Origin of the sequence: Caulobacter sp. ErkDOM-C, from assembly GCF_048541825.1 — a bacterium.
Lineage (GTDB): Bacteria > Pseudomonadota > Alphaproteobacteria > Caulobacterales > Caulobacteraceae > Caulobacter.
This window is the reverse complement of record NZ_CP183332.1, coordinates 3,518,025-3,538,944: the sequence shown is the minus strand read 5'-3', so window position 1 is coordinate 3,538,944 and position 20,920 is coordinate 3,518,025. Positions and strand designations below refer to the sequence as shown.

At 64.8% G+C, this 20,920-nt stretch carries 20 protein-coding genes; 7 read left to right on the top strand and 13 right to left on the bottom strand.

Features of this window, described 5'->3' with window-relative positions; all coding sequences use genetic code 11:
• Positions 1-59 precede the first annotated feature (59 nt).
• The gene (locus tag ACN2C8_RS17060; RefSeq protein WP_419253224.1) at positions 60-1,931 is read left to right on the top strand and encodes an O-antigen ligase family protein; all 1,872 of its coding nucleotides are present in this window, start codon (positions 60-62) and stop codon (positions 1,929-1,931) included.
• Between the two features lie 193 nt (positions 1,932-2,124).
• Here the strand turns inward: ACN2C8_RS17060 and ACN2C8_RS17055 are convergent, their stop codons facing one another.
• Positions 2,125-2,703, bottom strand: coding sequence for an exopolysaccharide biosynthesis polyprenyl glycosylphosphotransferase (locus tag ACN2C8_RS17055; protein WP_419253223.1), 579 nt, complete (start codon positions 2,701-2,703; stop codon positions 2,125-2,127).
• A 266-nt stretch (positions 2,704-2,969) separates the two neighbouring features.
• Between ACN2C8_RS17055 and ACN2C8_RS17050 the strand changes: the two genes are divergently transcribed.
• On the top strand, positions 2,970-3,131 hold the full coding sequence (locus ACN2C8_RS17050; RefSeq protein ID WP_419253222.1) for a hypothetical protein: 162 nt from the start codon (positions 2,970-2,972) through the stop codon (positions 3,129-3,131).
• Positions 3,132-3,386: 255 nt separating this feature from the next.
• Here the strand turns inward: ACN2C8_RS17050 and ACN2C8_RS17045 are convergent, their stop codons facing one another.
• Positions 3,387-4,217 carry a transglutaminase-like cysteine peptidase gene (locus tag ACN2C8_RS17045; protein ID WP_419253221.1) on the bottom strand — a complete coding sequence of 277 codons (831 nt, stop codon included), beginning with the start codon at positions 4,215-4,217 and terminating at the stop codon, positions 3,387-3,389.
• Between the two features lie 263 nt (positions 4,218-4,480).
• Here ACN2C8_RS17045 and ACN2C8_RS17040 point away from each other — a divergent pair, with 263 nt between their 5' ends.
• The 4 genes from ACN2C8_RS17040 (at position 4,481) to ACN2C8_RS17025 (ending at position 9,154) form a co-directional block, all read left to right on the top strand.
• A complete protein-coding gene (locus ACN2C8_RS17040) occupies positions 4,481-5,272 on the top strand; it encodes a metallophosphoesterase family protein (RefSeq protein WP_419253220.1) in 792 nt (263 codons plus the stop codon).
• 77 nt (positions 5,273-5,349) lie between these two features.
• Complete coding sequence (locus ACN2C8_RS17035; RefSeq protein ID WP_419253219.1) at positions 5,350-5,934, top strand: polysaccharide biosynthesis/export family protein; 585 nt, start codon at positions 5,350-5,352, stop codon at positions 5,932-5,934.
• A 650-nt stretch (positions 5,935-6,584) separates the two neighbouring features.
• A complete protein-coding gene (locus ACN2C8_RS17030; protein WP_419253218.1) occupies positions 6,585-7,115 on the top strand; it encodes a hypothetical protein in 531 nt (176 codons plus the stop codon).
• 26 nt (positions 7,116-7,141) lie between these two features.
• Positions 7,142-9,154, top strand: a complete 2,013-nt coding sequence (locus tag ACN2C8_RS17025; protein WP_419253217.1) for a TonB-dependent receptor plug domain-containing protein — start codon at positions 7,142-7,144, stop codon at positions 9,152-9,154.
• Between the two features lie 63 nt (positions 9,155-9,217).
• On the opposite strand, the gene ACN2C8_RS17020 is transcribed toward ACN2C8_RS17025, so the two are convergent.
• From ACN2C8_RS17020 to ACN2C8_RS16980, 9 genes are all read right to left on the bottom strand, one after another.
• Positions 9,218-9,418, bottom strand: a complete 201-nt coding sequence (locus ACN2C8_RS17020; protein ID WP_419253216.1) for a hypothetical protein — start codon at positions 9,416-9,418, stop codon at positions 9,218-9,220.
• 142 nt (positions 9,419-9,560) lie between these two features.
• A complete protein-coding gene (locus ACN2C8_RS17015; protein ID WP_419253215.1) occupies positions 9,561-11,759 on the bottom strand; it encodes a 3-hydroxyacyl-CoA dehydrogenase NAD-binding domain-containing protein in 2,199 nt (732 codons plus the stop codon).
• Between the two features lie 25 nt (positions 11,760-11,784).
• Positions 11,785-12,990 (bottom strand): acetyl-CoA C-acetyltransferase, encoded by a 1,206-nt coding sequence (locus tag ACN2C8_RS17010; RefSeq protein ID WP_419253214.1) that lies wholly within the window; start codon positions 12,988-12,990, stop codon positions 11,785-11,787.
• Positions 12,991-13,013: 23 nt separating this feature from the next.
• Positions 13,014-13,493, bottom strand: a complete 480-nt coding sequence (locus tag ACN2C8_RS17005; RefSeq protein ID WP_419253213.1) for an OsmC family protein — start codon at positions 13,491-13,493, stop codon at positions 13,014-13,016.
• Positions 13,493-13,831: a hypothetical protein gene (locus ACN2C8_RS17000; protein WP_419253212.1), complete on the bottom strand. Its 339-nt coding sequence runs from the start codon at positions 13,829-13,831 to the stop codon at positions 13,493-13,495. Before ACN2C8_RS17000 ends, ACN2C8_RS17005 begins: the two co-directional genes overlap by 1 nt.
• Positions 13,828-14,139 (bottom strand): hypothetical protein, encoded by a 312-nt coding sequence (locus ACN2C8_RS16995; protein ID WP_419253211.1) that lies wholly within the window; start codon positions 14,137-14,139, stop codon positions 13,828-13,830. Before ACN2C8_RS16995 ends, ACN2C8_RS17000 begins: the two co-directional genes overlap by 4 nt.
• Before the next feature lie 2 nt (positions 14,140-14,141).
• Positions 14,142-15,305: an acyl-CoA dehydrogenase family protein gene (locus tag ACN2C8_RS16990; RefSeq protein WP_419253210.1), complete on the bottom strand. Its 1,164-nt coding sequence runs from the start codon at positions 15,303-15,305 to the stop codon at positions 14,142-14,144.
• Between the two features lie 2 nt (positions 15,306-15,307).
• On the bottom strand, positions 15,308-17,101 hold the full coding sequence (locus tag ACN2C8_RS16985; RefSeq protein WP_419253209.1) for an acyl-CoA dehydrogenase C-terminal domain-containing protein: 1,794 nt from the start codon (positions 17,099-17,101) through the stop codon (positions 15,308-15,310).
• A 41-nt stretch (positions 17,102-17,142) separates the two neighbouring features.
• Positions 17,143-17,622 (bottom strand): MerR family transcriptional regulator, encoded by a 480-nt coding sequence (locus tag ACN2C8_RS16980; RefSeq protein ID WP_419255911.1) that lies wholly within the window; start codon positions 17,620-17,622, stop codon positions 17,143-17,145.
• Between the two features lie 191 nt (positions 17,623-17,813).
• On the opposite strand from ACN2C8_RS16980, the gene ACN2C8_RS16975 reads away from it, so the two are divergent.
• A complete protein-coding gene (locus tag ACN2C8_RS16975) occupies positions 17,814-18,455 on the top strand; it encodes a S24 family peptidase (protein ID WP_419253208.1) in 642 nt (213 codons plus the stop codon).
• 22 nt (positions 18,456-18,477) lie between these two features.
• Here ACN2C8_RS16975 and ACN2C8_RS16970 read toward each other — a convergent pair whose 3' ends face one another.
• Together ACN2C8_RS16970 and ACN2C8_RS16965 are read right to left on the bottom strand one after the other, a co-directional pair.
• Complete coding sequence (locus ACN2C8_RS16970; RefSeq protein ID WP_419253207.1) at positions 18,478-18,687, bottom strand: hypothetical protein; 210 nt, start codon at positions 18,685-18,687, stop codon at positions 18,478-18,480.
• 266 nt (positions 18,688-18,953) lie between these two features.
• Entirely contained in the window at positions 18,954-20,609 is a 1,656-nt protein-coding gene (locus ACN2C8_RS16965) for a lysine--tRNA ligase (protein ID WP_419253206.1), read from the bottom strand.
• Between the last annotated feature and the right edge of the window lie 311 nt (positions 20,610-20,920).

Here is a 20,920-nt window from a genome sequence, read left to right as displayed (position 1 = left end):
CGCGGCCGGCGGCCGCGTCGCCCGCCCGTGCAGGCCGCGGCGCTGTCCGTCGCCTGGCCATGTCCGAGAAGGTCGCTGTCGGTGTTCTTCTCGCACTGGTCTTCATGGCGGTCATCGCCTTTGGCGCCAGTGAGATCGCTACGGCTTGCCTGTTCAGCGGCGTCTATGCGGCGTTCCTGATCGGGCTCCTGGCCACCTGCCACTGGGCCAGGCGCGATCTGGCGCGGTTGCGGGGCATGGCGGTCCAGATCCCGCTTTTCGGGCTGTTGTTGCTCGCGGTCTTGTGGGCGCTGAGCCCCTGGGGTCCGGGCGGCGCCCATCCCGTCTGGGCCTATGTACCCGAGCGCTCGGGGGCCATCACCGTGGATCGCTCCGCCGTCTGGCTCAACCTTGTCCAGCTTCTGGGCCTGGCCTGCCTGTTCGTGGCGGCGCGGATCATCGGCGTTTCCGAGGCCCGGGGACGCTGGTTCCTGCGGATCGCGGTCATGGCGGTCGGCGTCTATGCCACCCTGGCCTTTCTGGATCATGTCGGCCTGCGCCGCTCGACCCGCCTGGTCGCGACCCTGCTAAGCCCCAACAGCGCCGCCACGGTGTTTGGCGGTGGTTTGCTGCTGGCCGTCGCGGCGACCGCCAATCGGCTTCGCCGTCAGCGGGGGCTGGCCATGCTCAAGCGCGGCGATCCCGAGGCTGTGGCTTGCATGGCCATTGTCGGGGTGCTGCTGACCGCCCTGCTTCTGACCGCTTCTCGCGCCGGTCTGGCCGCGACCCTGGTCGGCCTGGGCCTGATGCTGGTCGGGGAGGCGATCGCCCAGCGTCAGCGCTTCCGCGTGGTCGCCGGACTGGGCGCCATGGCGCTGCTCCTGGTGATCGGGGCGCTAAGCCTGCGGAGCACCGAACTGGTCGCCGAACGGCTCAACAATACCGAACAGGACATCTCTGTCCGGACCGCGATCTTCGCGCCGCACTGGGAGGCCTTCCAGTCCTCGCCCTGGTTCGGGTTCGGTCTGGGATCGTTTCCGACCGTCAATCAGCTGGTGGCGACACAGGAAAACCTCCGCGTTCTGTTCGACGTCCGCGCCGTTCACAACCTCTATCTTCAGTGGCTTGAGGAGGGCGGGGTTGTCGGCGCGGTTGTCATGGCGCTGCTGTTCCTCGTCCTGATCTGGCCGATCCTGCGCGGCGGCCTGCGCGAAGGTACGACCGCGACCTGGGCCAGGGCCACGGCCTGTGCGGCCCTGGTTTTCCTGCTGCATGGCGTGACCGATTTTGCGCTGCAGGTTCCGGCCATCCAGGCGCTCGCGGTTCTCATCCTCGGCGTCGTCGGATCGATGGCGGCTGGACCGGGCCTGGCGAGATCGCCTGACCCGCGGATGTCATGGGGCGCCGGCGTTGCGGCAGGCGCCGTCGTGCTGGCCTCCGTCCTGGTGACGGCGCCCATGCTGGCCTCGCGATTTGACGGCGATCTCACCGCATGGCCGACCGCTCCGGCCGACGCTCTGGCGCGCCGCATCGAGACAGGGCTCGCCAAGGCCAGGCCGGACGCCGCCGAACTGGATCGCCTGGATCGGCTCAGCGCTCGGGAGGTCGGCCTGCGCCCCGCCTCGGGAGCCGCCTGGCTGCGCCGTGCCGCGGTGGACGCCGCCCTGGGTCGTCAGGAGGCCTCCAACCTGGCCCTTGAGCACTCCTTCGCGGTGGCGCCGCTGCAGACCAGCCTTTTTAACCGTCGGACGATGTTCGCCTATGAGCGCTGGGGCGAGCTTAGTACTGCCGGTCGGCAGTCTGCGATCTATCAGCTCCAGACCGAGTGGCGGCGTCAGAGGCAGCCAAAGCGCTTCATCGCCATGGCCAATGCCTTGGTCAATCCGACCGGACGGATTGGTATGGCTCTCCAGATCGCCGTGCTGCGCGCGGAGCCCCCGCCAGCCCGCTAATCAAGCGTGCGTGGACGGCGCGACTGAGAAAGCTCGACGCACGGCGGCGCATTGGACCCAGGCGCCCGCAGTCATGCGGCCCGTGGCTCTTGCAGTCGGAAAGAGAGCGTCTGCAGGAAGTTTCGGACTGCTGCGGTCATCCTCGGTGCGCGCCGGGGGCGATGGCGCCGCCGCCGTTTGGGACGCTTGCGCCTTAGTAAGCGTTCTCGGCCAGCAACAGGTGCGGCACGGTCAGCAGCATGATGCGAAGGTCGGTCAGCAGCGACCAGTTGTCGATGTAGTCGATGTCGGCCTTCACGCGGCTGGACATGTCGTCCACATCGTTGGTCGCGCCGCGCAGCCCCTTGATCTGGGCCAGGCCCGTCAGACCAGGGCGCGCCTGGAAGCGCATCTGATAGGCCGGGATCAGCGCGCCATAATAGGCGTCATGCGCCTGGGCGTGAGGACGTGGGCCCACCAGGGACATGTCGCCCTTCAGGACGTTCAGCAGCTGCGGAAGCTCGTCGATGCTGGTGGCGCGGATGATCTTGCCGATGCGGGTGACGCGATCGTCGTCGCGCCTGGCCTGCACGACGGTGTCGCCGTTCTCTTCGCAGCGCATCGAGCGCAGCTTGTAGATGGTAAAGGTCTTGCCGTTGAGGCCGCCGCGCGTCTGACGAAACAGGGCGGGGCCGCGCGATTCCAGCCGGATAAGCAGAGCAGCGAGCAAAAGGACCGGCAAAAAGAAGATCAGTAGTAAGCCCGACGCAAAAACGTCACAGAGACGTTTCATGGGATCGACAGCCACGCGCGGTAGAAATGTCGCGGGGTTACGCTTGAGAACTTCTGTGTTCCAGGCCCCACTCACCGCGTGATCCCCACCAAGCGCTGGCTGGAGAAACATTCCCAAGCCGTCCACAGTTCATTTATCGCACTGCGGCGCCGGCGTCACTTCTAAACCGCCCGTTAACTATAGATCGCGTTAGCGCTGCATAAACGCTGTTCGTTAGCGCGAATTTAGCGCTCGCTCCCTAGGCTGGTCGACACAGGAGCCCCACCATGTCGATGATCCCGGCCAACCTTTCCGCAATGCACGCTGTGACGGGCGCCACCGCCGCCAGCGTCAAGCGCCTGCCGCGCGCCATCGGATGGCTGTCGGCCGCGGTCGTGTCCACAGGCCTCTGGGTATTGGCGATTGAGGCGATCCGCCTGGCGGTCTAGTCGCCACCCTCCAGCCCGGAATACCGAAAAGCCCCGGAGCAACCTCCGGGGCTTTTCGCTGTCTGACGTCGCGGGTTGTCTCACCCAAGGCGGGTGCGGGGGTTGTGACGCGGATCAGGCTGGGCCTGCGCCCGACCCCCTATCCTGGCGCATGGCTCTGGCGCTGGCCGGGGCCCTTGTTCGCCAAGGGCTGTAGTCTTTTGTTTCGACGCATTTGCTGACGACGAACCGGCGTCCACTTCATCGGAAAATGCTTTAGCTGACGGTGGTCCAGGCGTTGGAGCCGGCGACCTGACGCTGGATCCAGGTATAGCCGAGGGCGGCCCAGGGGGTGGGCCACGGGGTCAGGTTGTCCAGGACCACATCGCCGGTCTCGAACGCCACAACCAGAACCGCATGACGCTCGCCGCGGCGGGTGACGACCACAGCCATCGACAGGGCTTCGGCGGACACGCCGGCCTCGATCAGGCGACGGCGCTTCTCCAGGGCATAGTCCTCGCAGTCGCCATACATCTTGCCGTCGACGACCTGCGGCAGGGTCCAGTACTCCGGCATCCCATAGAGATCGAAGTCGTTGGCCTTTTGAACTTCGCGGTTCACGTCGCGATTGATGCTGGTGATCAGCTTCAGCTGTCCCTTGCCCAGTTGGGCCGGACCGGCGGCCAGCATGACCGGGGCGACGGTCGGGGCAGGGGTGACGGGACGAAGCACGCCGGCGGGCAGGAAGTCCTCGACCGCCTGGGGCTGGTAGGCCTGCAGGGTTTCAACCATGATCAGGCCCAATTCGGCGGCGTCCTGGGCGGTGTCGGAAGCTTGGCGCTCGGCGGCGGCCATGGCCATCGGCCAGGTCCGGCCCAGCGACGAGGTGCTGAGAGCCGACATCGCCAGGGTAGCGGTCGGGGCGGCCATCGCGACGGCCGCTTCGCAGGCCGTCTGATCGCGCTCGCACATAAAGGTAAAGCCCGGAGGGGCCTGGACCGTGTCACCGCGCGCCATAAAGGGCCGGACTTCAGCGTTGGCAGCCGTGACGCCGGCCAAAACGAAAGCAATGCTGGCGAACTTGGTGAGTTGTTTGCGGATATTCATCGAAACATCGCCCTTAATGACGATGTAACAATGCAATTAAGACCCAATTATCAGCTTAAAAAGACTGGTGATTTGGGAATGAATACAAATGGTAACTAAGTAATTAGGAATAATGACGTGCGAATAACTGTGGTGAACGTGACGTATTAGAGTGTGGTATATTCTCTGGTAAGGTTCTTTGGCGGGTGGTTGATGGATCTCCCCGTCTCAGGCAAGTTGCGCCCCGCCTCAGTGGGCGGTCGAAGCGCCCAAGTGGACAGGTGATGAAGTTCAAGTTTTTCCGGCCCAAGCCTAGCCCGGTGGCCGCCGCCTCGACGGGAGGGCGCGTCGTCTATGCGATTGGCGACATCCACGGCCATCTGGACCTTCTGGATGAGCTTCTTGATGTTATCGCGCGGGATTTCGCCGCGCTGGGTCGCCGTGACCGTCCCGTCCTGGTGTTCGTCGGCGACTATGTGGATCGCGGCCCGGCCTCGCGCGGGGTGATCGAGCGGCTGATCGCATTAACCGCAGCCTCGGCCCAGCAGGGCGTCTTCGAGGTTCGGGCCCTGATGGGCAACCACGAGCAGACCATGCTGTCGTTCCTCGACAATCCCGAAGCCGGCGCGGCCTGGGTGGAGTTCGGCGGCGCCGACACCATGACCTCCTATGGCGTGGCCCGGCCGATCGGTCGGGTGGATCAGGATGCCTGGCTCAACATCCAGGCCAGTTTCCAGATCCAGGTGCCGGCCAGTCACGTGGCGTTCCTGCAGGCGCTGGAACTGTCGGCGACCTATGGCGACTACTTCTTCGCCCATGCGGGGGTGCGGCCGGGCGTACCTCTGGACCGTCAGACCCCCGAGGATCTGATGTGGATCCGAAACGACTTTCTCTCGCAGCCCCACCGGCTGCCCTGCGTCGTCGTCCATGGCCACACGCCCGACGAGGAGCCCTTCATCGGTCCTGACCGTATTAATATTGATACGGGAGCCTATGCGACGGGCGTTCTCACTGCGGTTCGCCTGATTGAGGGGTCGCCGGTCGTTCTTCAGGCGCGAAAGTCTCGTCGCGCTTGAGTCGCATACTTGTCGCTGCTGTGCACCCGTGCCATGACACGCGGGTAGGGACACGCTTATTCAGAGACTTCAATCCGATGACTATCGTCAGACGAAACCTAAATTGGCTCTTTGTCCTGTTGGCGAGTGTGCTTGTCCTCGGGACCGTGAGCGCCGATCCAGCGCACGCCCGGCAACAGCCCCCGCCCGCCGCCGCGCAGGACGGCGCCTATCTGCTGGGTTCCAGCGACAAGGTCCGCGTCACCGTCTATGGCGAACCCACCCTCTCGGGCGAGTTCTTCGTTACGGGCAGCGGCCTTGTCTCCTTGCCGCTGATCGGTGAGGTCAAGGCTGCGGGCCTCACCCTCAGCCAGTTTCAGCAAGCCGTGCAGACCTCGCTGAGCGACGGCTATCTGAAGGACCCGCGCGTCAACGCCGAGGTTCTGACCTTCCGCCCGTTCTATATCCTGGGTGAAGTCAGCAAGCCCGGCACCTATCCGTATACCTCGGGCCTGACGGTGATGAACGCCGTCGCCACGGCCGGCGGCTATACCTACCGCGCCGATAAGAAGCAGGTCTTCGTCAAGCGCAACGGCGCGGCCGAGGAGCAGAAACTGACACTGGATCCGACGGTCACGGTCGCCCCGGGCGACACCATCCGGATCGGCGAGCGGTTCTTCTAGAAGCCTTTTTCAGGCCAGGCGGATTCCGCTTGGCTTGAAGGCAAGGCGTTGGACAAGGAACCAGGGCTCCGCATTGATGGAGCCCTGGGTCTGCCTTCGCAGCAATCTTGCGAGAGGCTCCTGTTCACGGGCCCCGCAAGGGCCTTTCAGGGCATGAAGCCAGGCGTTTCGCGCATCGGCGCGCCCATGGGCCCTCGAGCAGCGTCGCCGATTGGCCCGCCGCCATGCGAAAGCCAAAATCGACTCCGGACTGAGCCCAATCCAGCCATTTTCGATGATTTTGGCGCCAATGCGACAAAATGTCCGTTTCAGCTATTTCTGTGCAGCACATCGGGTTTCCTTGGCGCGGATATCTTTTTCTCCTGTTGCTGCCCCGCCGAAACGATGTCTCTTTTATGACAAGTCAATATAGGGATCTGCCTAAAGGTCTCTCTGTAGTCTTTCTGTGAAGTATAGATATGATATAGAGCTGCAGAAGTTCTAAAAAAATTAGCATAAACTCATATTGATCGTGACAAACTAATTACGAATAGGCCCCAGATTTGACCATATAAAGCCGTTATCCGAAACTGGGTTACGCTCTGTTTACTAATTTGGCTCTTTCTCCCCCACAGCAAGGCCCGAATGAAATTGGGTAGGGGATAAACAGCATGTTGAAAAAGACCAAGTCCGGTGTCCTGGCGCTGTGCGCCATGGCGCTCGTCGCCGCACCGATCAGCGCTCACGCTGACGCCGTCCAGGACCTGAAGCTCGCTGGCCGGGTGCTCACCTTCCTCGAAAATGGCCCGACCGGCAAAGCCACGCTGGGCGTGGTCTTCGACCCGTCCAAGCCGGCCTCCGTCGCCGAAAAGAATGCCATCATGGCCGCGATCGGCGCGGGCCTCAGCGCCGGCGCCCTGACCGTGGTCGGCAAGCCTGTCGAAGCCGGCGACGTGGCCGGCGTTTCGGGTGTCGCGGCGCTCTACATCACCACCGGCGTCAATGCCGGCCCGGTCGGCGCCGCCGCCAAGGGCAAGAAGATCATCACCATCGGTTCGGACATGTCCTGCGTCACCAGCGGCGCCTGTGTCATGAGCACCTCGGCCGATCCCAAGGTGGAGATCGTGGTCAATCGCGCCGCCGCCGCTGCGGTCGGTGCGGTCTTCAAGGCCGCCTTCCGCATGATGATCCGCGAAGTCTGACCCCAGCGAACGAACGAGACAAACCCATGAAAACGACTCTCTTCGCCGGCGCTTCGGTCGGCTTCCTCATCCTGGCCTCGGCCACCGCCGCTTCCGCCCAGTCGATCGACTACGGCGCGATGGAGCAGCTGTTCAACGAGCCCGTCACCACCAGCGCCACCGGTTCGCCGCAGCGTTCGACCGAGGCCCCGGTGGCCATGGAGATCATCTCCGCCGCCGACATCAAGCGCTCGGGCGCCACCGACCTGCCCACCCTCCTGAGCCGCGTCTCGGGCCTGGACGTTCTGAACGCCGGCGCCGCCGGTTCGGACATCAGCGTCCGCGGCTACGACAAGGCGATGTCGCCGCGTCTTCTGGTCCTGATCAATGGTCGCCAGGTCTATCTCGACCACTACGGCTATACTGCCTGGGCCACCCTGCCGGTGCAGCTGGAAGAAATCCGCCAGATCGAGGTGGTCAAGGGCCCAAACAGCGCCCTGTTCGGCTTCAACGCTGTGGGCGGCGTGGTCAACATCATCACCTTCAACCCCAAGTTCGACAATGTTGGCTCGGTCACCCTCCGCGCGGGCGTGGGCGGGCACCAGGAAATCTCGGCCGTCAAGACCGTGAAGCTGGGCGACAAGTTCTCGGCCCGACTCTCGGCCGGCGCGTCCCAGATGGACGAGTGGAAGAACACCGTCGGCATCGCCAAGAACCTGCTGACCGATCCGGCTCGCGTCTCGGCCAATCTCGACACCCTGACCCAGCTGACCGACAAGACCGAACTACGTATCGAAGGCTCGTGGTCGAACGTTCAGATCAGCGAACTGCTGTCCAACAACAGCTATTCGCCGACCAAGTACGTAACCAGCTCGGTGAAGGGCGCCCTGGCGTCGGAAACCAAGTTCGGCACCGTCGAGCTGTCGGCCTATCAAAACACCCTGTCGGCCAAGCATCTGGTGGTCGGCCAGCCGAGCAAGTTCGACAACAAGATCACCGTCGTCAGCGCTCAGGACCTGTTCAAGGTCGGGGCCAAGCACACCTTCCGCGTCGGCGGCGAATACCGCCACAATGAGGTGAACACCGCCCCGCTCGCTGGTGGCCAACTGGCTTATGATGTTCTGGCGGCCTCCGGCATGTGGAACTGGGCGATCAGCGACAAGCTGTCGACGACCGCCGCCGTTCGCTACGACAAGCTGGACCTCGAGCGGTCGGGCCTGTTCCCGGCTGGTTTCCCGTCGGCCAACAACGCCCTCTGGAACCGCTCGATCAAGGAGACCAGCTACAATGTCGGTCTCGTCTATCGTCCGACCGACTTCGACACGATCCGTGCCACCGTCGCCAAGGGCATCCAGGTCCCGACCCTGGTCGATCTCGGCGCTGTTCAGCTGAAGGTCGTCCAGGGCCCGTTCACCATCGGCGTCATCGGCAACCCGGCCCTGAAGCCGTCGATCGTCAGCAACTTCGAGCTGGGCTACGACCGCGCCCTGCCGGCCCTGAACGCCAAGATCGGCGCTTCGGTGTTCGTGCAAAAGACCGAGGACGTGAAGGGCCAGGCATCGACGGCACAGCTGGACATCGCGCCGACCGCGACCACCCTGCCGATCATCAGCTATCGCAACATCGGCGATTCCAAGATGAAGGGCTTCGAGCTGAAGGCCTCGGGCAAGGTCGAGGGCGGCTATCACTGGAGCGGCGACTACACCTGGATCGACATCGAGGATCAGACGCTGGCCCGCTACTCGAGCGTGGGTCGCGGCGGCGCCTTCTCCCGGACCACCCCGGCCTATCGCGGCAATGTCGCCTTGGGTTGGGAAAACGCCACCTGGGCGGCTGACGGCTATGTCCGTTATGTCGGGGGCTTCGACGCTTACAACGCGTCTTCGGCTCTGGTCCCTGTCGAGGGCTATGCTTCGGTCGGCGGTCGCGTGGCCTACCAGTTCGAGCAAGGCTTCACGGCGGCGCTCAGCGGTCAGAACCTGATCGAGAAGAGCCAACGTCAGACGGCCGGCCTGGAAGCTGAACGTCGCGCCTACCTGACCCTCACCAAGAGCTGGTAGTCGACGCCTAACGCTGGAGAGCGAGGGGCCCCGCCGCAAGGCGGGGCCCTTTTCCGTTGTGGCTCAGGCGTCGTCGCCGGCCTCGATCACACCGCGCATGTGGCCCAGCCAGTCGGGCTCGCCCGCCGCCACCCGCACGAAGGCCTCGGCCAGTTCCTGGGTCGCTTCGCCCAGATTGTAGCGGTTGTCGCTAAATCGCAGCAGGACGCTCTCGACATAGCGGTCGAGGAGGACACGGTCGTCGCCGGTGAGGGTGTTGCGCATGGCAACAGGCTAAGCCCGTTGGGGTCGCAGCGCCATGGCTGACTTGGCCCGGCGGCGATTCACAACCGGCGCGGCCGCGCTGAAATGAAAAGGGCCCGGCGTCGCCGCCGGGCCCTCTCCAGTCTCAGCGATGGAGGAAGCTTTACGCCGCCGCCTTCGTCTTGACGCCAAAGCGGCTGTAGAAGGTTTCGCCCTTCTCGGCCATTTCGCGCAGCAGCTTCGGCGGCGTGAAGCGCGAACCGAACTTCTGGGCGAGGGCGTCGCAGCCCTCGACAAAGGCCTTCAGGCCGATGCCGTCGATCATGCTGACGGGACCGCCGGTCCAGGGCGCGAAGCCCCAGCCCAGGATCGCGCCGACATCGGCTTCGCGCGGATCGACGATGACGCCTTCCTCGAAGCAGCGGGCGGCTTCCACGGCCTGGCGATAGAGGAGGCGCGTGCGGATCTCCTCGATCAGGGCCTTGTCGGCGTCAGCGGTGGTCACCGGCATCAGCTCGGCCAGGCCCGGCCAGATGCGCTTGGCGCCGCTTTCCGGATAGTCGTAGAAGCCCTTGCCGTTCTTGCGGCCCAGGCGGCCCAGCTCGACGACCATCTTTTCAAGGACGGGCGCGAAGGGACGCTCCTCGTACTTGTCGCCGAGGTCCTTCTTGGTCTGCTCGCCGATCTTGTAGGAGAGGTCCAGCGCGACGTCGTCGTTCATCTCCAGCGGACCGCGCGGCATGCCGGTGGCGCGGCCGACATTGTCGATGATCGCCGGGGCGATGCCCTCGGCCATCATTTCCAGGCCTTCCTGCACGAAGGTGCCGAAGCAGCGCGAGGTGTAGAAACCACGGCTGTCATTGACGACGATCGGGGTCTTCTTGATCTTCAGGACGTAGTCGATCGACTTGGCCAGGGCTTCCTGGCTGGTCGCCTCACCCATGATGATCTCGACCAGGCCCATCTTGTCGACCGGCGAGAAGAAGTGGATGCCGATGAACGAGGCGGGACGCACCGACGCCTTCGACAGGCCGGTGATCGGCAGGGTCGAGGTGTTGGAGCCGAAGATGGCGGTGTCGGCCAGCTGGGCTTCGGCCTTCTTGGTGACGTCGGCCTTCACTTCGCGGTTCTCGAACACGGCTTCCACGACCAGGTCCGAACCCTTGACCAGGGCATAGTCCGTGGTCGGGGTGATCAGGGCCAGGACCTTCTCACCCTTCTCGGCGGTCATTTTGCCGCGCGAGACGGCCTTCTTGACCAGGGCTTCGGCATAGCCCTTGCCCTTGTCGGCGGCTTCCTGGGTCTGGTCGATCAGCACGCTTTCGATGCCGGCCATGGCCTGGACGTAGGCAATGCCCGCGCCCATCATGCCGGCGCCCAGAACGGCGACCTTCTTGACGTCATAGTGCGGCACGCCGGCGGGACGGCCCGAACCTTTGCCCAGCTCCTGGAGGGAGAGGAACAGGGTGCGGATCATGCCCTTGGCCTGGGGCGTCATCATGGTCTTGAGGAAGTAGCGGGTCTCGATCCGCAGGGCGGCGTCGAAGGGCACCTGGGTGCCTTCATAGACCGCCTTCATGATGTTCAGCTGGGCCGGATAGTTGCCATAGGTGCTCTTGCGCAGCATGGCGTTGCCCATCACGAACACCTGGCTGCCGCCGGGGCTGTAGGGGCCGCCGCCGGGCAGCTTGAAGTCCTTCTTGTCCCACGGGGCGACGGGGTCGCCCTTGGTCTTGACCCAGGTCTTGGCGGCCTCGACCACCTGATCGGCGGCCACCACTTCATGCACGACCTTGGCGGCGAGCGCCTCGGCCGGCTTCATCGACTTGCCTTCCAGCAGGTAGGGCGCGGCGTTCATCACGCCCATCAGGCGCGGCAGACGCTGGGTGCCGCCGGCGCCCGGCAGCAGGCCGACCTTGGCTTCCGGCAGGGCCAGCTGGATCTTCGGGTTGTCGGCCACGACGCGGTAGTGGCAGGCGAGAGCGATCTCGAGACCGCCGCCCATGGCCAGGCCATTGATGGCCGCGGCCACCGGCTTGCCGCAGGTTTCCAGGGCGCGGAACGCCTTGTTGAGCGCGAAGCCCGCTTCGAAGGCGGCCTTCAGGCCTTCTTCGCCAGAGCCGCCGCCGCCCAGGCCGCCGGAGCCGCCCAGTTCGCCCAAGTCGGCGCCGGCGCAGAAGCCGGTCGTCTTGCCCGAGGTGATGACGGCGCCCTTGATATTGGCGTCGCTCTTGATGGTCTCGACGACGTCGCCGATTTCCTTGATCACCGAAGCGGTCAGGGTGTTCATCGTCCGGCCGGGCACGTCGAAGGTGACCAGGGCCACGCCGTCGGAATCGACCTCGATCTTGAAGTTTTCCATGGTGTTAGTTCCTTGAGGTCGGTGCTTAGACGCGTTCGATGACGGTGGCGGTGCCCATGCCGGCGCCGACGCACAGGGTGATCAGGGCGGTCTCCTTGTCGGAGCGCTCCAGTTCGTCGAGCATGGTGCTGATCAGCATCGCGCCGGTTGCGCCCAGGGGGTGACCCATGGCGATAGCGCCGCCGTTGACGTTCATCTTGTCGTGCGGGATGTCCAGCGCCTGCATCATGCGCAGGACGACGGCGGCGAAGGCCTCGTTCAGTTCATAGAGGTCGATGTCCTTCACGCCCATGCCCAGGCGCTTGAGCAGCTTTTCAGTGACCAGCGAGGGCCCCGTGAGCATGATCGAGGGCTCGCTGCCGATCGAGGCGGCGCCCTTGATGCGGCCGCGGGGCTTCAGGCCCAGGGCCTCGCCCATTTCCTTGCTGCCGATCAGCACGCCGGCGGCGCCGTCGACGATGCCCGAGCTGTTTCCGGCGTGGTGGACGTGATTGATCTTTTCCACCTGCGGATAGCGCTGGGTGACCACGGCGTCGAAGGCCATCTCGCCCATGCCCGTGAACGAGGCGTTCAGCGAGGCCAGGGTCTGCATGGTGGTCGAGCCGCGCACGGTCTCGTCGTGATCCAGGATGGTGATGCCCAGCTGGTCCTTGACGCCGATGACCGACTTCTTGAAGCGGCCATCCGCCCACGAGGCGGCGGCGCGGCGCTGGCTTTCGACGGCATAGGCGTCGACGTCATCGCGCGAGAAGCCGTAAAGCGAGGCAATCAGGTCTGCCGAAACGCCCTGCGGGGCGAAATAGGTCTTGAAGGCCGAGGACGGGTCGGTCGGCCAGGCGCCGCCGTCGCTGCCCATGGGCACGCGGCTCATGCTCTCGACGCCGCCGCCGATGGCCAGCTGGGCCTCGCCGGAGGCGACCTTGGCGGCCGCCATGTTCACGGCTTCCAGGCCCGAGGCGCAGAAGCGGTTGATCTGCACGCCGGCGACGCTCTCGGCGTAGTCGGCGGTCAGGACGGCGGTGCGGGCGATGTCGCTGCCCTGCTCGCCCACGGGGGCGACGCAGCCGAGCACGACGTCGTCGACATAGGACGTGTCGAGGTTGTTGCGGTCGCGGAGGGCTTCCAGGACCTGGCTGGCCAGGGACAGCGAGGTGATCTCGTGCAGAGATCCGTCCTTCTTGCCCTTGCCGCGCGGGGTGCGCACGGCGTCAAAGATGTAAGCGTCGGCCATTTGATGGCTCCTTCCTGCGTCGTCTAAACGGGGTGTGGGGTAAGCGCCGGCTCGACCCGCACATCCGTGCGAACCGAATTGGCGATGAAACAGGCGTGGTGGGCGGCCTCGTGCAGGGCCGTTTCCTCGGCCTCGCTGGGCGGCGCGCCCTCGTAGGTGATGCGGGGGCGCAGGGCGACCGTGCTGACCCACATCGCGCCATGATCATTTTTGGTCATCACGCCTTCGGCCCTATCGGCATAGGCGGTGATGACGAACCTGGCCCGGCGGGCCAGATCCAGGAAGGTCAGCATGTGGCAGGCCGACAGGGCCGCGACGAACATCTCTTCGGGATCGACGCCGGCCGGATCCGACCACGGCAGGGGCACCACCGAGGGCGAGGCCGAGCCGGTCGTGGTCACGCCGCCGTCGAAGGACAGCGTGTGGACGCGGCTATAGCGGCCCTTGGGAAAGTCCGCGCCGGGCTCGAGGGTCCAGGAGATGGTCGCGGTGTGGACCGACATTATTTCCAGGTCCCGATGGGCGACTTGGCGATCTGGGCGCATTGCAAACCCCGCGTCGCCTTGGCGCTGTAGGTGACCCGATAGCCAAACTCCGGCGCCGGCAGGGTGCAGGGTGTGAAGCCCGAGGTGGTGACCTCTAGAGTCCAGGTCGCGATCTTGGAGCGCAGCAGATTGTTGCAGACATCGACGCCGGGCTTGAGCGGCAGCTTGAACTCGCCGGGCTGGGGGCGTTTGCCGACCAGTTTGCCGGAAAAGCTCAAGGGCCGCCGACCCTTGGGATCGGCGCGGACGCAGACCACGGCCGCGCGGGCGTCCTGGGGCGGGGCTTCGACCATCATCGGGTGACCTCCGTTGCGTAGCAGTGACCAAGGCCGGATGGCGCGCGCCCGTAGGTGAAGCTGACCTTGTCGCCGGCCCTGAACATGCGGGCGGTCTGGCAGGTCGTCTCGGCGCTGGCGCCATCCAGCGACAGGTGAAGCATCGGCATCATCAGGCCGGCGGGAAAGCTGACGCAGCCCGTCTGGCCCGGCGCCACCTTGTCGAGCGCCGGCCTGGCTGCCGCAGGGTCACGATCGCGCACGCGACCCACCACGGCCTGGTCGGACGTGTTGGTGACGCAGAACGCGATGGCGGCCTCGACGAGCATGGTTAGAGCGTCCTCGCGATCAGGATCTTCATCACCTCGTTGGTGCCGCCATAGATCCGCTGGACGCGGCTGTCACGGTACATGCGGGCGATCGGATACTCGTTCATGAAACCATAGCCGCCGAACAGCTGCAGGCAGCGGTCGACGATCTTGTTCTCCAGGTCGCTGACCCAGTACTTGGCCATCGAGGCAGTCGAGGCGTCCAGCTTGCCGGCCAGATGCTGCTCGATGCAGTGATTGATGAAGACGCGGGCGACGGTCGCCTCGGTCTTGCATTCGGCCAGCACGAACTGGGTGTTCTGGAAATCAAGGATCGCCTTGCCGAAGGCCCGGCGCTCCTTGACATAGGCGATGGTCAGCTCCAGCGCCCGCTCGATGGTGGCCATGCCCTGAACGCCGATGTTCAGGCGCTCCTGCGGCAGTTGGCCCATCAACTGGAAGAAGCCCTGGCCCTCGTCGACGCCCAGCAGGTTCTCGGTCGGAACCTTGACGTCGTTGAAGAACAGTTCCGACGTGTCCTGGGCTTCCTGGCCCAGCTTGTCGAGGTTGCGGCCACGCTCGAAGCCTTCGGCTCCATCGGTCTCGACCATGAGGAGCGAGGTGCCGCGCGCGCCGGCGGCGGCGTCGGTCTTGGCGACCACGATGATCAGATTGGCGGTCTGACCGTTGGTGATGAAGGTCTTGGAGCCGTTGATGACATACTGGTTGCCGACCTTCTTGGCGGTGGTCTTGATGCCCTGAAGGTCCGAGCCTGCGCCGGGCTCGGTCATGGCGATCGCGCCGACCAGTTCGCCGGTGGCCATTCTGGGCAGCCAGCGGCGCTTCTGCTCTTCGGTCCCGTAGTGGACGAGATAGGGCATGATGATGGCGTTGTGCAGGCTGATGCCGAAGCCATCCACGCCCTTGAGGCCCAGCTGTTCCATCAGCACGACCTCGTGGCGATAGTCGCCGCCGGCCCCGCCATATTCCTCCGGCACGGAGAGGCCCAGCAAGCCGGCCTCCCCCGCCTTGGTCCACATGTCGCGATCGACGCAGTGGTTCTTGCGCCACTGCGCAACCGTCGCTTCAGGCGCGTGCTCGTCGAAGAACTTGCCGACCGCGTCGTCAAAGATCGCGATGTCTTCCTCCGCCATGAAAGCCGGTTTTGCGACGTCGAGCACGCTCATGATCAGAAAGCCTCCGCAGGCAGCGCCATCAGGGTCGCTGAGCCCGTCTTGAGTTTGGTCAGATGCGCCCCAGCGTCAGGCAAGATGCGTTCGATGAAATATTGCGCCGTGATCACCTTGGTCGAGTAGAACGGATCGGACGAGCCGGCCGCGATCTTGGCCTGGGCCGCCTTGACCTGCAGGGCCCACATATAGGCCAGGCCCGTCAGGCCGAAGAGGTGCATGTAGTCGGTCGAGGCCGCGCCGGCGTTGTCGGGGTTCTGCAGGCCGTTCTGCATCAGCCACATCGTGCCGTCCTGCATCTGGGCCTTCACCTCGGCCAAGGCCGTGATGAAGGGCTTGAGGCCTTCGTCGGTGTCGTTCTCGCCGATGAACTGGTCGATTTCCTGGAAGAAGGTCATCACCGCGCGGCCGCCCTTGGAGGCCAGCTTGCGGCCCACCAGGTCCAGGGCCTGAACGCCATTGGTGCCTTCATAGATCAGGGCGATGCGGCAATCGCGCATGAACTGGCTGACCGGGAAGTGCTCGGTGAAGCCGCTGCCGCCGTGCACCTGCACCGCGTCCGAACAGATCTTGAAGCCCTTGTCGGTCAGATAGCCTTTCAGCACGGGCGTCATCAGGCCCATATAGTCCTCGGCCTTTTCCCGGACCTTTTCGTCGGGGTGGGCGTGGGCCAGGTCGCCGTGCAGGGCGGTCCAGAACAGGAAGGCGCGGCCGCCTTCGATCAGGGCCTTGCTCTCCAGCAGCATGCGACGCACGTCCGGATGGACGATGATCGGATCGGCCGGGCCGTCGGCGTTCTTGGGGCCGGTCAGCGAGCGGCCCTGCAGGCGGTCCTTGGCGAAGGCGGCGGCGGCCTGATAGGCGGCCTCGCCCTGGGCCACGCCCTGCATGCCGACGCCCAGGCGGGCCTCGTTCATCATCACGAACATGATCCTCAGGCCGGCGTTCTCGCCGCCGATCAGCCAGCCCTTGGCGTCTTCATATTGCATGACGCAGGTGGCGTTGCCGTGGATGCCCATCTTCTCTTCAAGGCCCACGCACTTGGCGCCGACATTGCGCTCGCCCACCGAGCCGTCTTCCTTGGGCAGGAACTTGGGTACGATGAACAGCGAGATGCCCTTCACGCCGGCCGGGGCGCCTTCGATGCGGGCCAGCACCAGGTGGACGATGTTGTCGGCCATGTCGTGCTCGCCGGCGCTGATCCAGATCTTCTGGCCAGTGATGCGATACGTGCCGTCAGCCTGCGGAACCGCCTTGGTGCGCAGCAAACCGAGGTCCGTGCCGCAATGCGGCTCGGTCAGGTTCATGGTGCCGGTCCATTCGCCGGTCACCATCTTGGGCAGATAGAGTTCCTTCTGCGCGTCGGTGCCGCCGGTGTGGATGGCCGAATAGGCGCCGTGGGCCAGGCCCGGATACATCGAAAACGCCATGTTGGCCGAGCTCGACATCTCGCTGAACGCCAGATTGACGACATGTGGCAGGCCCTGGCCGCCATAGGCGGGGTCGGAGCCCAGACCCGTCCAGCCGCCTTCACACAGCTGCTTGTAGGCTTCCTTGAAACCCGGCGGGGTGGTGACTTCGTTGGTGTCCTTGTCCAGCACGCAGCCGTGCTTGTCTCCCACGGCGTTCAGCGGGGCCAGCACCTCGCCGGTGAACTGGGCCGCGGCTTCCAGAATCTGCTCGACCGTATCGAACGAGGCGTCGGCGAAGGCCGGCAGTTGGCCGTGCTGATCGATGTTCAGCATGTCGCGCAGGATGAAGACGTGATCGCGAACGGGCGCCTGGTAGGTCATGGAAGGTCCTGGACTATGAGAGTGTAGAAAGAGGGTAAGGCTTACTTGCCCAAGGCGGCGTCTGCGTGACCGTCCAGCCGGGCGCGCAGCACCTGGTCATAGTCGGCGGCGCGCGGCAGCAGGTCGGGGCGGATCTCGGCCAGGCGCTGTTCGAGACGGGCGCAGGCCTGGTGCAGTTCGATCAGGGCGCCGTCGATGTCTTCGCGTTGCTGCTCCAGCGCCGTGGCGCGTTCACGGAACTTCTTCAGCGATCGGGCCATCTGGGCCGCGCCGTCGTCGTTCTCGTCATACAGGTCCAGCAGTTCGCGGATTTCCGACAGCGACAGGCCCACGCGCTTGCCGCGCAGGATCAGTTGCAGGCGGACGCGGTCCTTGTGGGAATAGACGCGGTTGAGGCCTTCGCGGGCCGGATTGAGCAGGCCCTTGTCCTCATAGAAGCGCAGGGCGCGAGGCGTGGCTTTGAATTCGTTGCAGAGATTGCGGATCGTGAACGTCCGCTCGGGACGACGCAGGTCGGCCAACATAGAAACCTCCCAAGAGGAAAGGCCCAGCTACGCGGCGGGGCCGCTTTGTTATCGTTGATCACCCTATTCCGGGTTTCCGTTGACGTCAACGTTTACGTAAACGTCAACTTGAGGCCATCTGAATAGGTTTACTTTCCTAGCCTTGCGGCTTATTTTCCTGCCGCCACGGCCACGCTGGAGCTCGCGACATGACGGCGCTTTCGCACACCGAAATCTGGACCGCGATTGACGCGCTCGCAAAGCGTTTCGACATGAGCCCCTCGGCCATGGCCAAGATGGCGGGCCTGGACCCCACCAGTTTCAACCGCTCCAAGCGCACCTCGTCCGACGCCGAGGCGCGCCCGCGCTGGCCCTCGACCGAGAGCCTGGCCAAGGTGCTGGAGGCCACGGGCGTGGGCTTTTCCGAATTCGCCGCCCTGACCGAAACGGCCAAGCGCCCGCAGGCGCGGGGCGTGCCGCTGCTGGGCTTTGCCCAGGCCGGATCGGACGGCTTCTTCGACGATGCGGGCTTTCCCGCCGGCGAGGGCTGGGACGAGATCGCCTTTCCTGGCCTGCAGGAAGACGGCGTCTATGCTTTGGAGATTTCCGGGGACTCGATGGTCCCGGTGTTTCGCGACGGCGACCGCATCCTGGTCTCGCCCTCGATCGAGCCACGCCGCGGCGACCGGGTGGTGGTCAAGACCAATGACGGTGAAGTGATGGCCAAGGAGCTGTCGCGGGTCACGGCCCGGACGATCGAGCTCACGTCACTGAACCGGGACTATGGCGACCGCGTGCTGGAGCGCGGCGACGTGGCCTGGATCGCGCGGATACTTTGGGCCAGCCAGTAATTGGGGGGCCAGCCAGTAGCCGTTAGGTGCGCGGGCAGGTGCCGTGCTGGCCATTGATATAGGCCAGCAGATCGCCTTCCCAGGGCGCGTCGCAGGACACGTCGACCCGGTAGGAGCCCCAGATGTCGTTGTGCGCGGCTTCCACATGGGCGCCGGGGAATTTGCTGGTCAGGTCACCGAGCAGAGAATCGAATTCCGAACGGTCTGAGGGGCGAAGGGTGAACGAAGCCATTGGACTAACCTTGGGGTTCTGATCCTGAAACCTTACGCCCACAAATGCGGACATTCCCTTAACCCGCAATTCAGGGCTCATTCACCTTACGGGTCACGGTGTCGCAGGCACGGGGACTCACCCAGCGCGGGTAAGATGGGCTCTAGCTGCTCCCCCTCTGGGGGAGCTGTCGCGGAGCGACTGAGGGGGCTAGCTGGACATAGGCCGCGCTGGCCCCCTCCGGGCCTGCGGCCGTCCTCCCCCAGAGGGGGAGGATTTATTTCGAACTAACCCAGCTTTTCGTCGATCAGGGCGATCGTCCGGTCCAGGCCGAAGATCGCCGCGAACGAGCCAAACCGCGGGCCCTGGCTTTGGCCGAGCAGCACTTCGTAAAGGGCCTGGAACCAGGCGCGCAGAGGGTCGAAGGCGTGGTCCTTGCCGACCGCGAACACCTCGTTCTGGATCAGCTCGGCGTCCTGGCAATCGGTCGGAAGCGCGGCCAGGCGCGCACGCAGATCAACGATCGCCGCGCGCTCGACATCCGTTGGGGCGCGGAAGGTCTTCGAGGGCTTCACGAAGTCTTCGTAGTAGTTGATCGCATAGCCGGCCAGGCGGTCCAGCAGCGGCTGGGTCTGCGGCGTCGCGCCGTCGACATAGCGGCCCAGGAAGCCCCACAGGATGTCCTTGGTCGAGGCGTCGGCGGCCGAGACCAGGTTCAGCATCAGGCTGAACGACACCGGCGAGCCCTGCTGCGGCGGCTTGCCCGAATGGACGTGCCAGGCCGGGTTGTCGATCTGCTTGTTCGGCTCCTGCTTGGCGTAGGCGTCCAGCTGCTGGAGATATTCGTCGGTCGCCTTGGGGATGACGTCGAAATAGAGCTTCTTGGCCGACTTGGGGCTCTGGAACATGTAGTAGGCCAGGCTCTCGGGCGCGCCATAGCGCAGCCACTCGTCCATGGTCAGGCCGTTGCCCTTGGTCTTGGAGATCTTCAGATTGTTCTCGTCCATGAAGAGTTCGTAGTGGAACCCTTCCGGCGGTGAGCCGCCCAGCACCTTGCACACCTGGTTGGACAGGCGGACACTGTCGATCAGGTCCTTGCCGCTCATCTCGTAGTCGACGCCCAGGGCCGTCCAGCGCATGGCCCAGTCGGGACGCCACTGCATCTTGACGCCGCCGCCGGTTACCGGAACCTCGGTCAGCTCGCCGTCCTCGTCGCGGAACACGATGGTGCCCCTGGCGACATTGCGCTCCAGGGTCGGGACCTGCAGCACCTTGCCGGTCTTGGGGCTGATCGGCAGGAACGGCGAATAGGTGGCCCGGCGCTCTTCGCCGAGCGAGGGCAGCATGATCTTCTGGATGGCGTCGAAACGCTCCAGGGCGATCAGCAGGGTCTCGTCAAAGCGGCCGCCGCGATAGCAGTCGGTGGAGGACACGAACTCATAGTCGAAGCCGAACCCGTCGAGGAACGCGCGCAGGCGGGCATTGTTATGGTGGCCGAAGCTCTCGAACTCGCCATAGGGGTCGCGGACCACGGTCAGCGGCTTGTCGAGGTCGGGGATCATGACCTCGCCATTGGGCACATTCGGCGGGATCTTGCGCAGGCCGTCCATGTCGTCGCTGAACGAGATCAGGCGCGTGGGGATCTTGTCATCCGTCAGGGCGCGGAACGCCGCGCGGACCATGGTCGTGCGCGCCACCTCGCCGAAGGTGCCCATGTGCGGCAGACCCGACGGACCATAGCCGGTCTCTAGCACCACCGGTTTGCGCAGGGCTTCCAGCGTGGCGACCGCTTCGTCGGTCTTGCCGGCGTTGATCAGGACCGAGGCGAGATCGCGCTCGGCGTCGGACAGGCGCAGACGCAGCGTGCGGGCCAGCAGGGCGCGCGCCTGCTCGAACGGCCAGGCGCGTGCGTCGCGGGCGAGGGGGGAGAGGCCTTCAAACATGCGGGCGGTATAGGGGGAAGTGGTGGTGGTGGCTAGGTTTTGGGTGGGTCTCGTTTATTGGGCCGTTTCCGTTTCCGGTTCCGACCCATTGGAACCTTCCGCTAGTGGCGACGTTCGATAGAGTTTGCGCGCCGCCGATCAGCTATCTGCTGCCGACTGCCAACAATCAGACGGACTGCAACGACATACAGCACAAACAAGCTCCACCTCGTCCAATGACCGGGATTTCCGAAGCCCTGAAAAGCCCATGAGAGCCAGCAAAACAGCGAAAACGAGAAGCTGAGGAGCGCGGATTTGTAGAAGAGCTTGGG

Excerpts from the sequence above, each read along its gene's own strand:
- ACN2C8_RS17055 (WP_419253223.1), bottom strand. The coding sequence starts at position 2,703 with ATGAAACGTCTCTGTGACGTTTTTGCGTCGGGCTTACTACTGATCTTC.
- ACN2C8_RS17020 (WP_419253216.1), bottom strand. The coding sequence starts at position 9,418 with ATGCGCAACACCCTCACCGGCGACGACCGTGTCCTCCTCGACCGCTAT.
- ACN2C8_RS17035 (WP_419253219.1), top strand. The coding sequence starts at position 5,350 with ATGACTATCGTCAGACGAAACCTAAATTGGCTCTTTGTCCTGTTGGCG.
- ACN2C8_RS17025 (WP_419253217.1), top strand. The coding sequence starts at position 7,142 with ATGAAAACGACTCTCTTCGCCGGCGCTTCGGTCGGCTTCCTCATCCTG.
- ACN2C8_RS17045 (WP_419253221.1), bottom strand. The coding sequence starts at position 4,217 with ATGAATATCCGCAAACAACTCACCAAGTTCGCCAGCATTGCTTTCGTT.
- ACN2C8_RS16970 (WP_419253207.1), bottom strand. The coding sequence starts at position 18,687 with ATGGCTTCGTTCACCCTTCGCCCCTCAGACCGTTCGGAATTCGATTCT.
- ACN2C8_RS17000 (WP_419253212.1), bottom strand. The coding sequence starts at position 13,831 with ATGATGGTCGAAGCCCCGCCCCAGGACGCCCGCGCGGCCGTGGTCTGC.
- ACN2C8_RS17005 (WP_419253213.1), bottom strand. The coding sequence starts at position 13,493 with ATGTCGGTCCACACCGCGACCATCTCCTGGACCCTCGAGCCCGGCGCG.
- ACN2C8_RS16985 (WP_419253209.1), bottom strand. The coding sequence starts at position 17,101 with ATGACCTACCAGGCGCCCGTTCGCGATCACGTCTTCATCCTGCGCGAC.
- ACN2C8_RS16965 (WP_419253206.1), bottom strand. The coding sequence starts at position 20,609 with ATGTTTGAAGGCCTCTCCCCCCTCGCCCGCGACGCACGCGCCTGGCCG.
- ACN2C8_RS16990 (WP_419253210.1), bottom strand. The coding sequence starts at position 15,305 with ATGAGCGTGCTCGACGTCGCAAAACCGGCTTTCATGGCGGAGGAAGAC.
- ACN2C8_RS17060 (WP_419253224.1), top strand. The coding sequence starts at position 60 with ATGTCCGAGAAGGTCGCTGTCGGTGTTCTTCTCGCACTGGTCTTCATG.
- ACN2C8_RS16995 (WP_419253211.1), bottom strand. The coding sequence starts at position 14,139 with ATGCTCGTCGAGGCCGCCATCGCGTTCTGCGTCACCAACACGTCCGAC.
- ACN2C8_RS17010 (WP_419253214.1), bottom strand. The coding sequence starts at position 12,990 with ATGGCCGACGCTTACATCTTTGACGCCGTGCGCACCCCGCGCGGCAAG.
- ACN2C8_RS17030 (WP_419253218.1), top strand. The coding sequence starts at position 6,585 with ATGTTGAAAAAGACCAAGTCCGGTGTCCTGGCGCTGTGCGCCATGGCG.
- ACN2C8_RS16975 (WP_419253208.1), top strand. The coding sequence starts at position 17,814 with ATGACGGCGCTTTCGCACACCGAAATCTGGACCGCGATTGACGCGCTC.
- ACN2C8_RS17040 (WP_419253220.1), top strand. The coding sequence starts at position 4,481 with ATGAAGTTCAAGTTTTTCCGGCCCAAGCCTAGCCCGGTGGCCGCCGCC.
- ACN2C8_RS17015 (WP_419253215.1), bottom strand. The coding sequence starts at position 11,759 with ATGGAAAACTTCAAGATCGAGGTCGATTCCGACGGCGTGGCCCTGGTC.
- ACN2C8_RS17050 (WP_419253222.1), top strand. The coding sequence starts at position 2,970 with ATGTCGATGATCCCGGCCAACCTTTCCGCAATGCACGCTGTGACGGGC.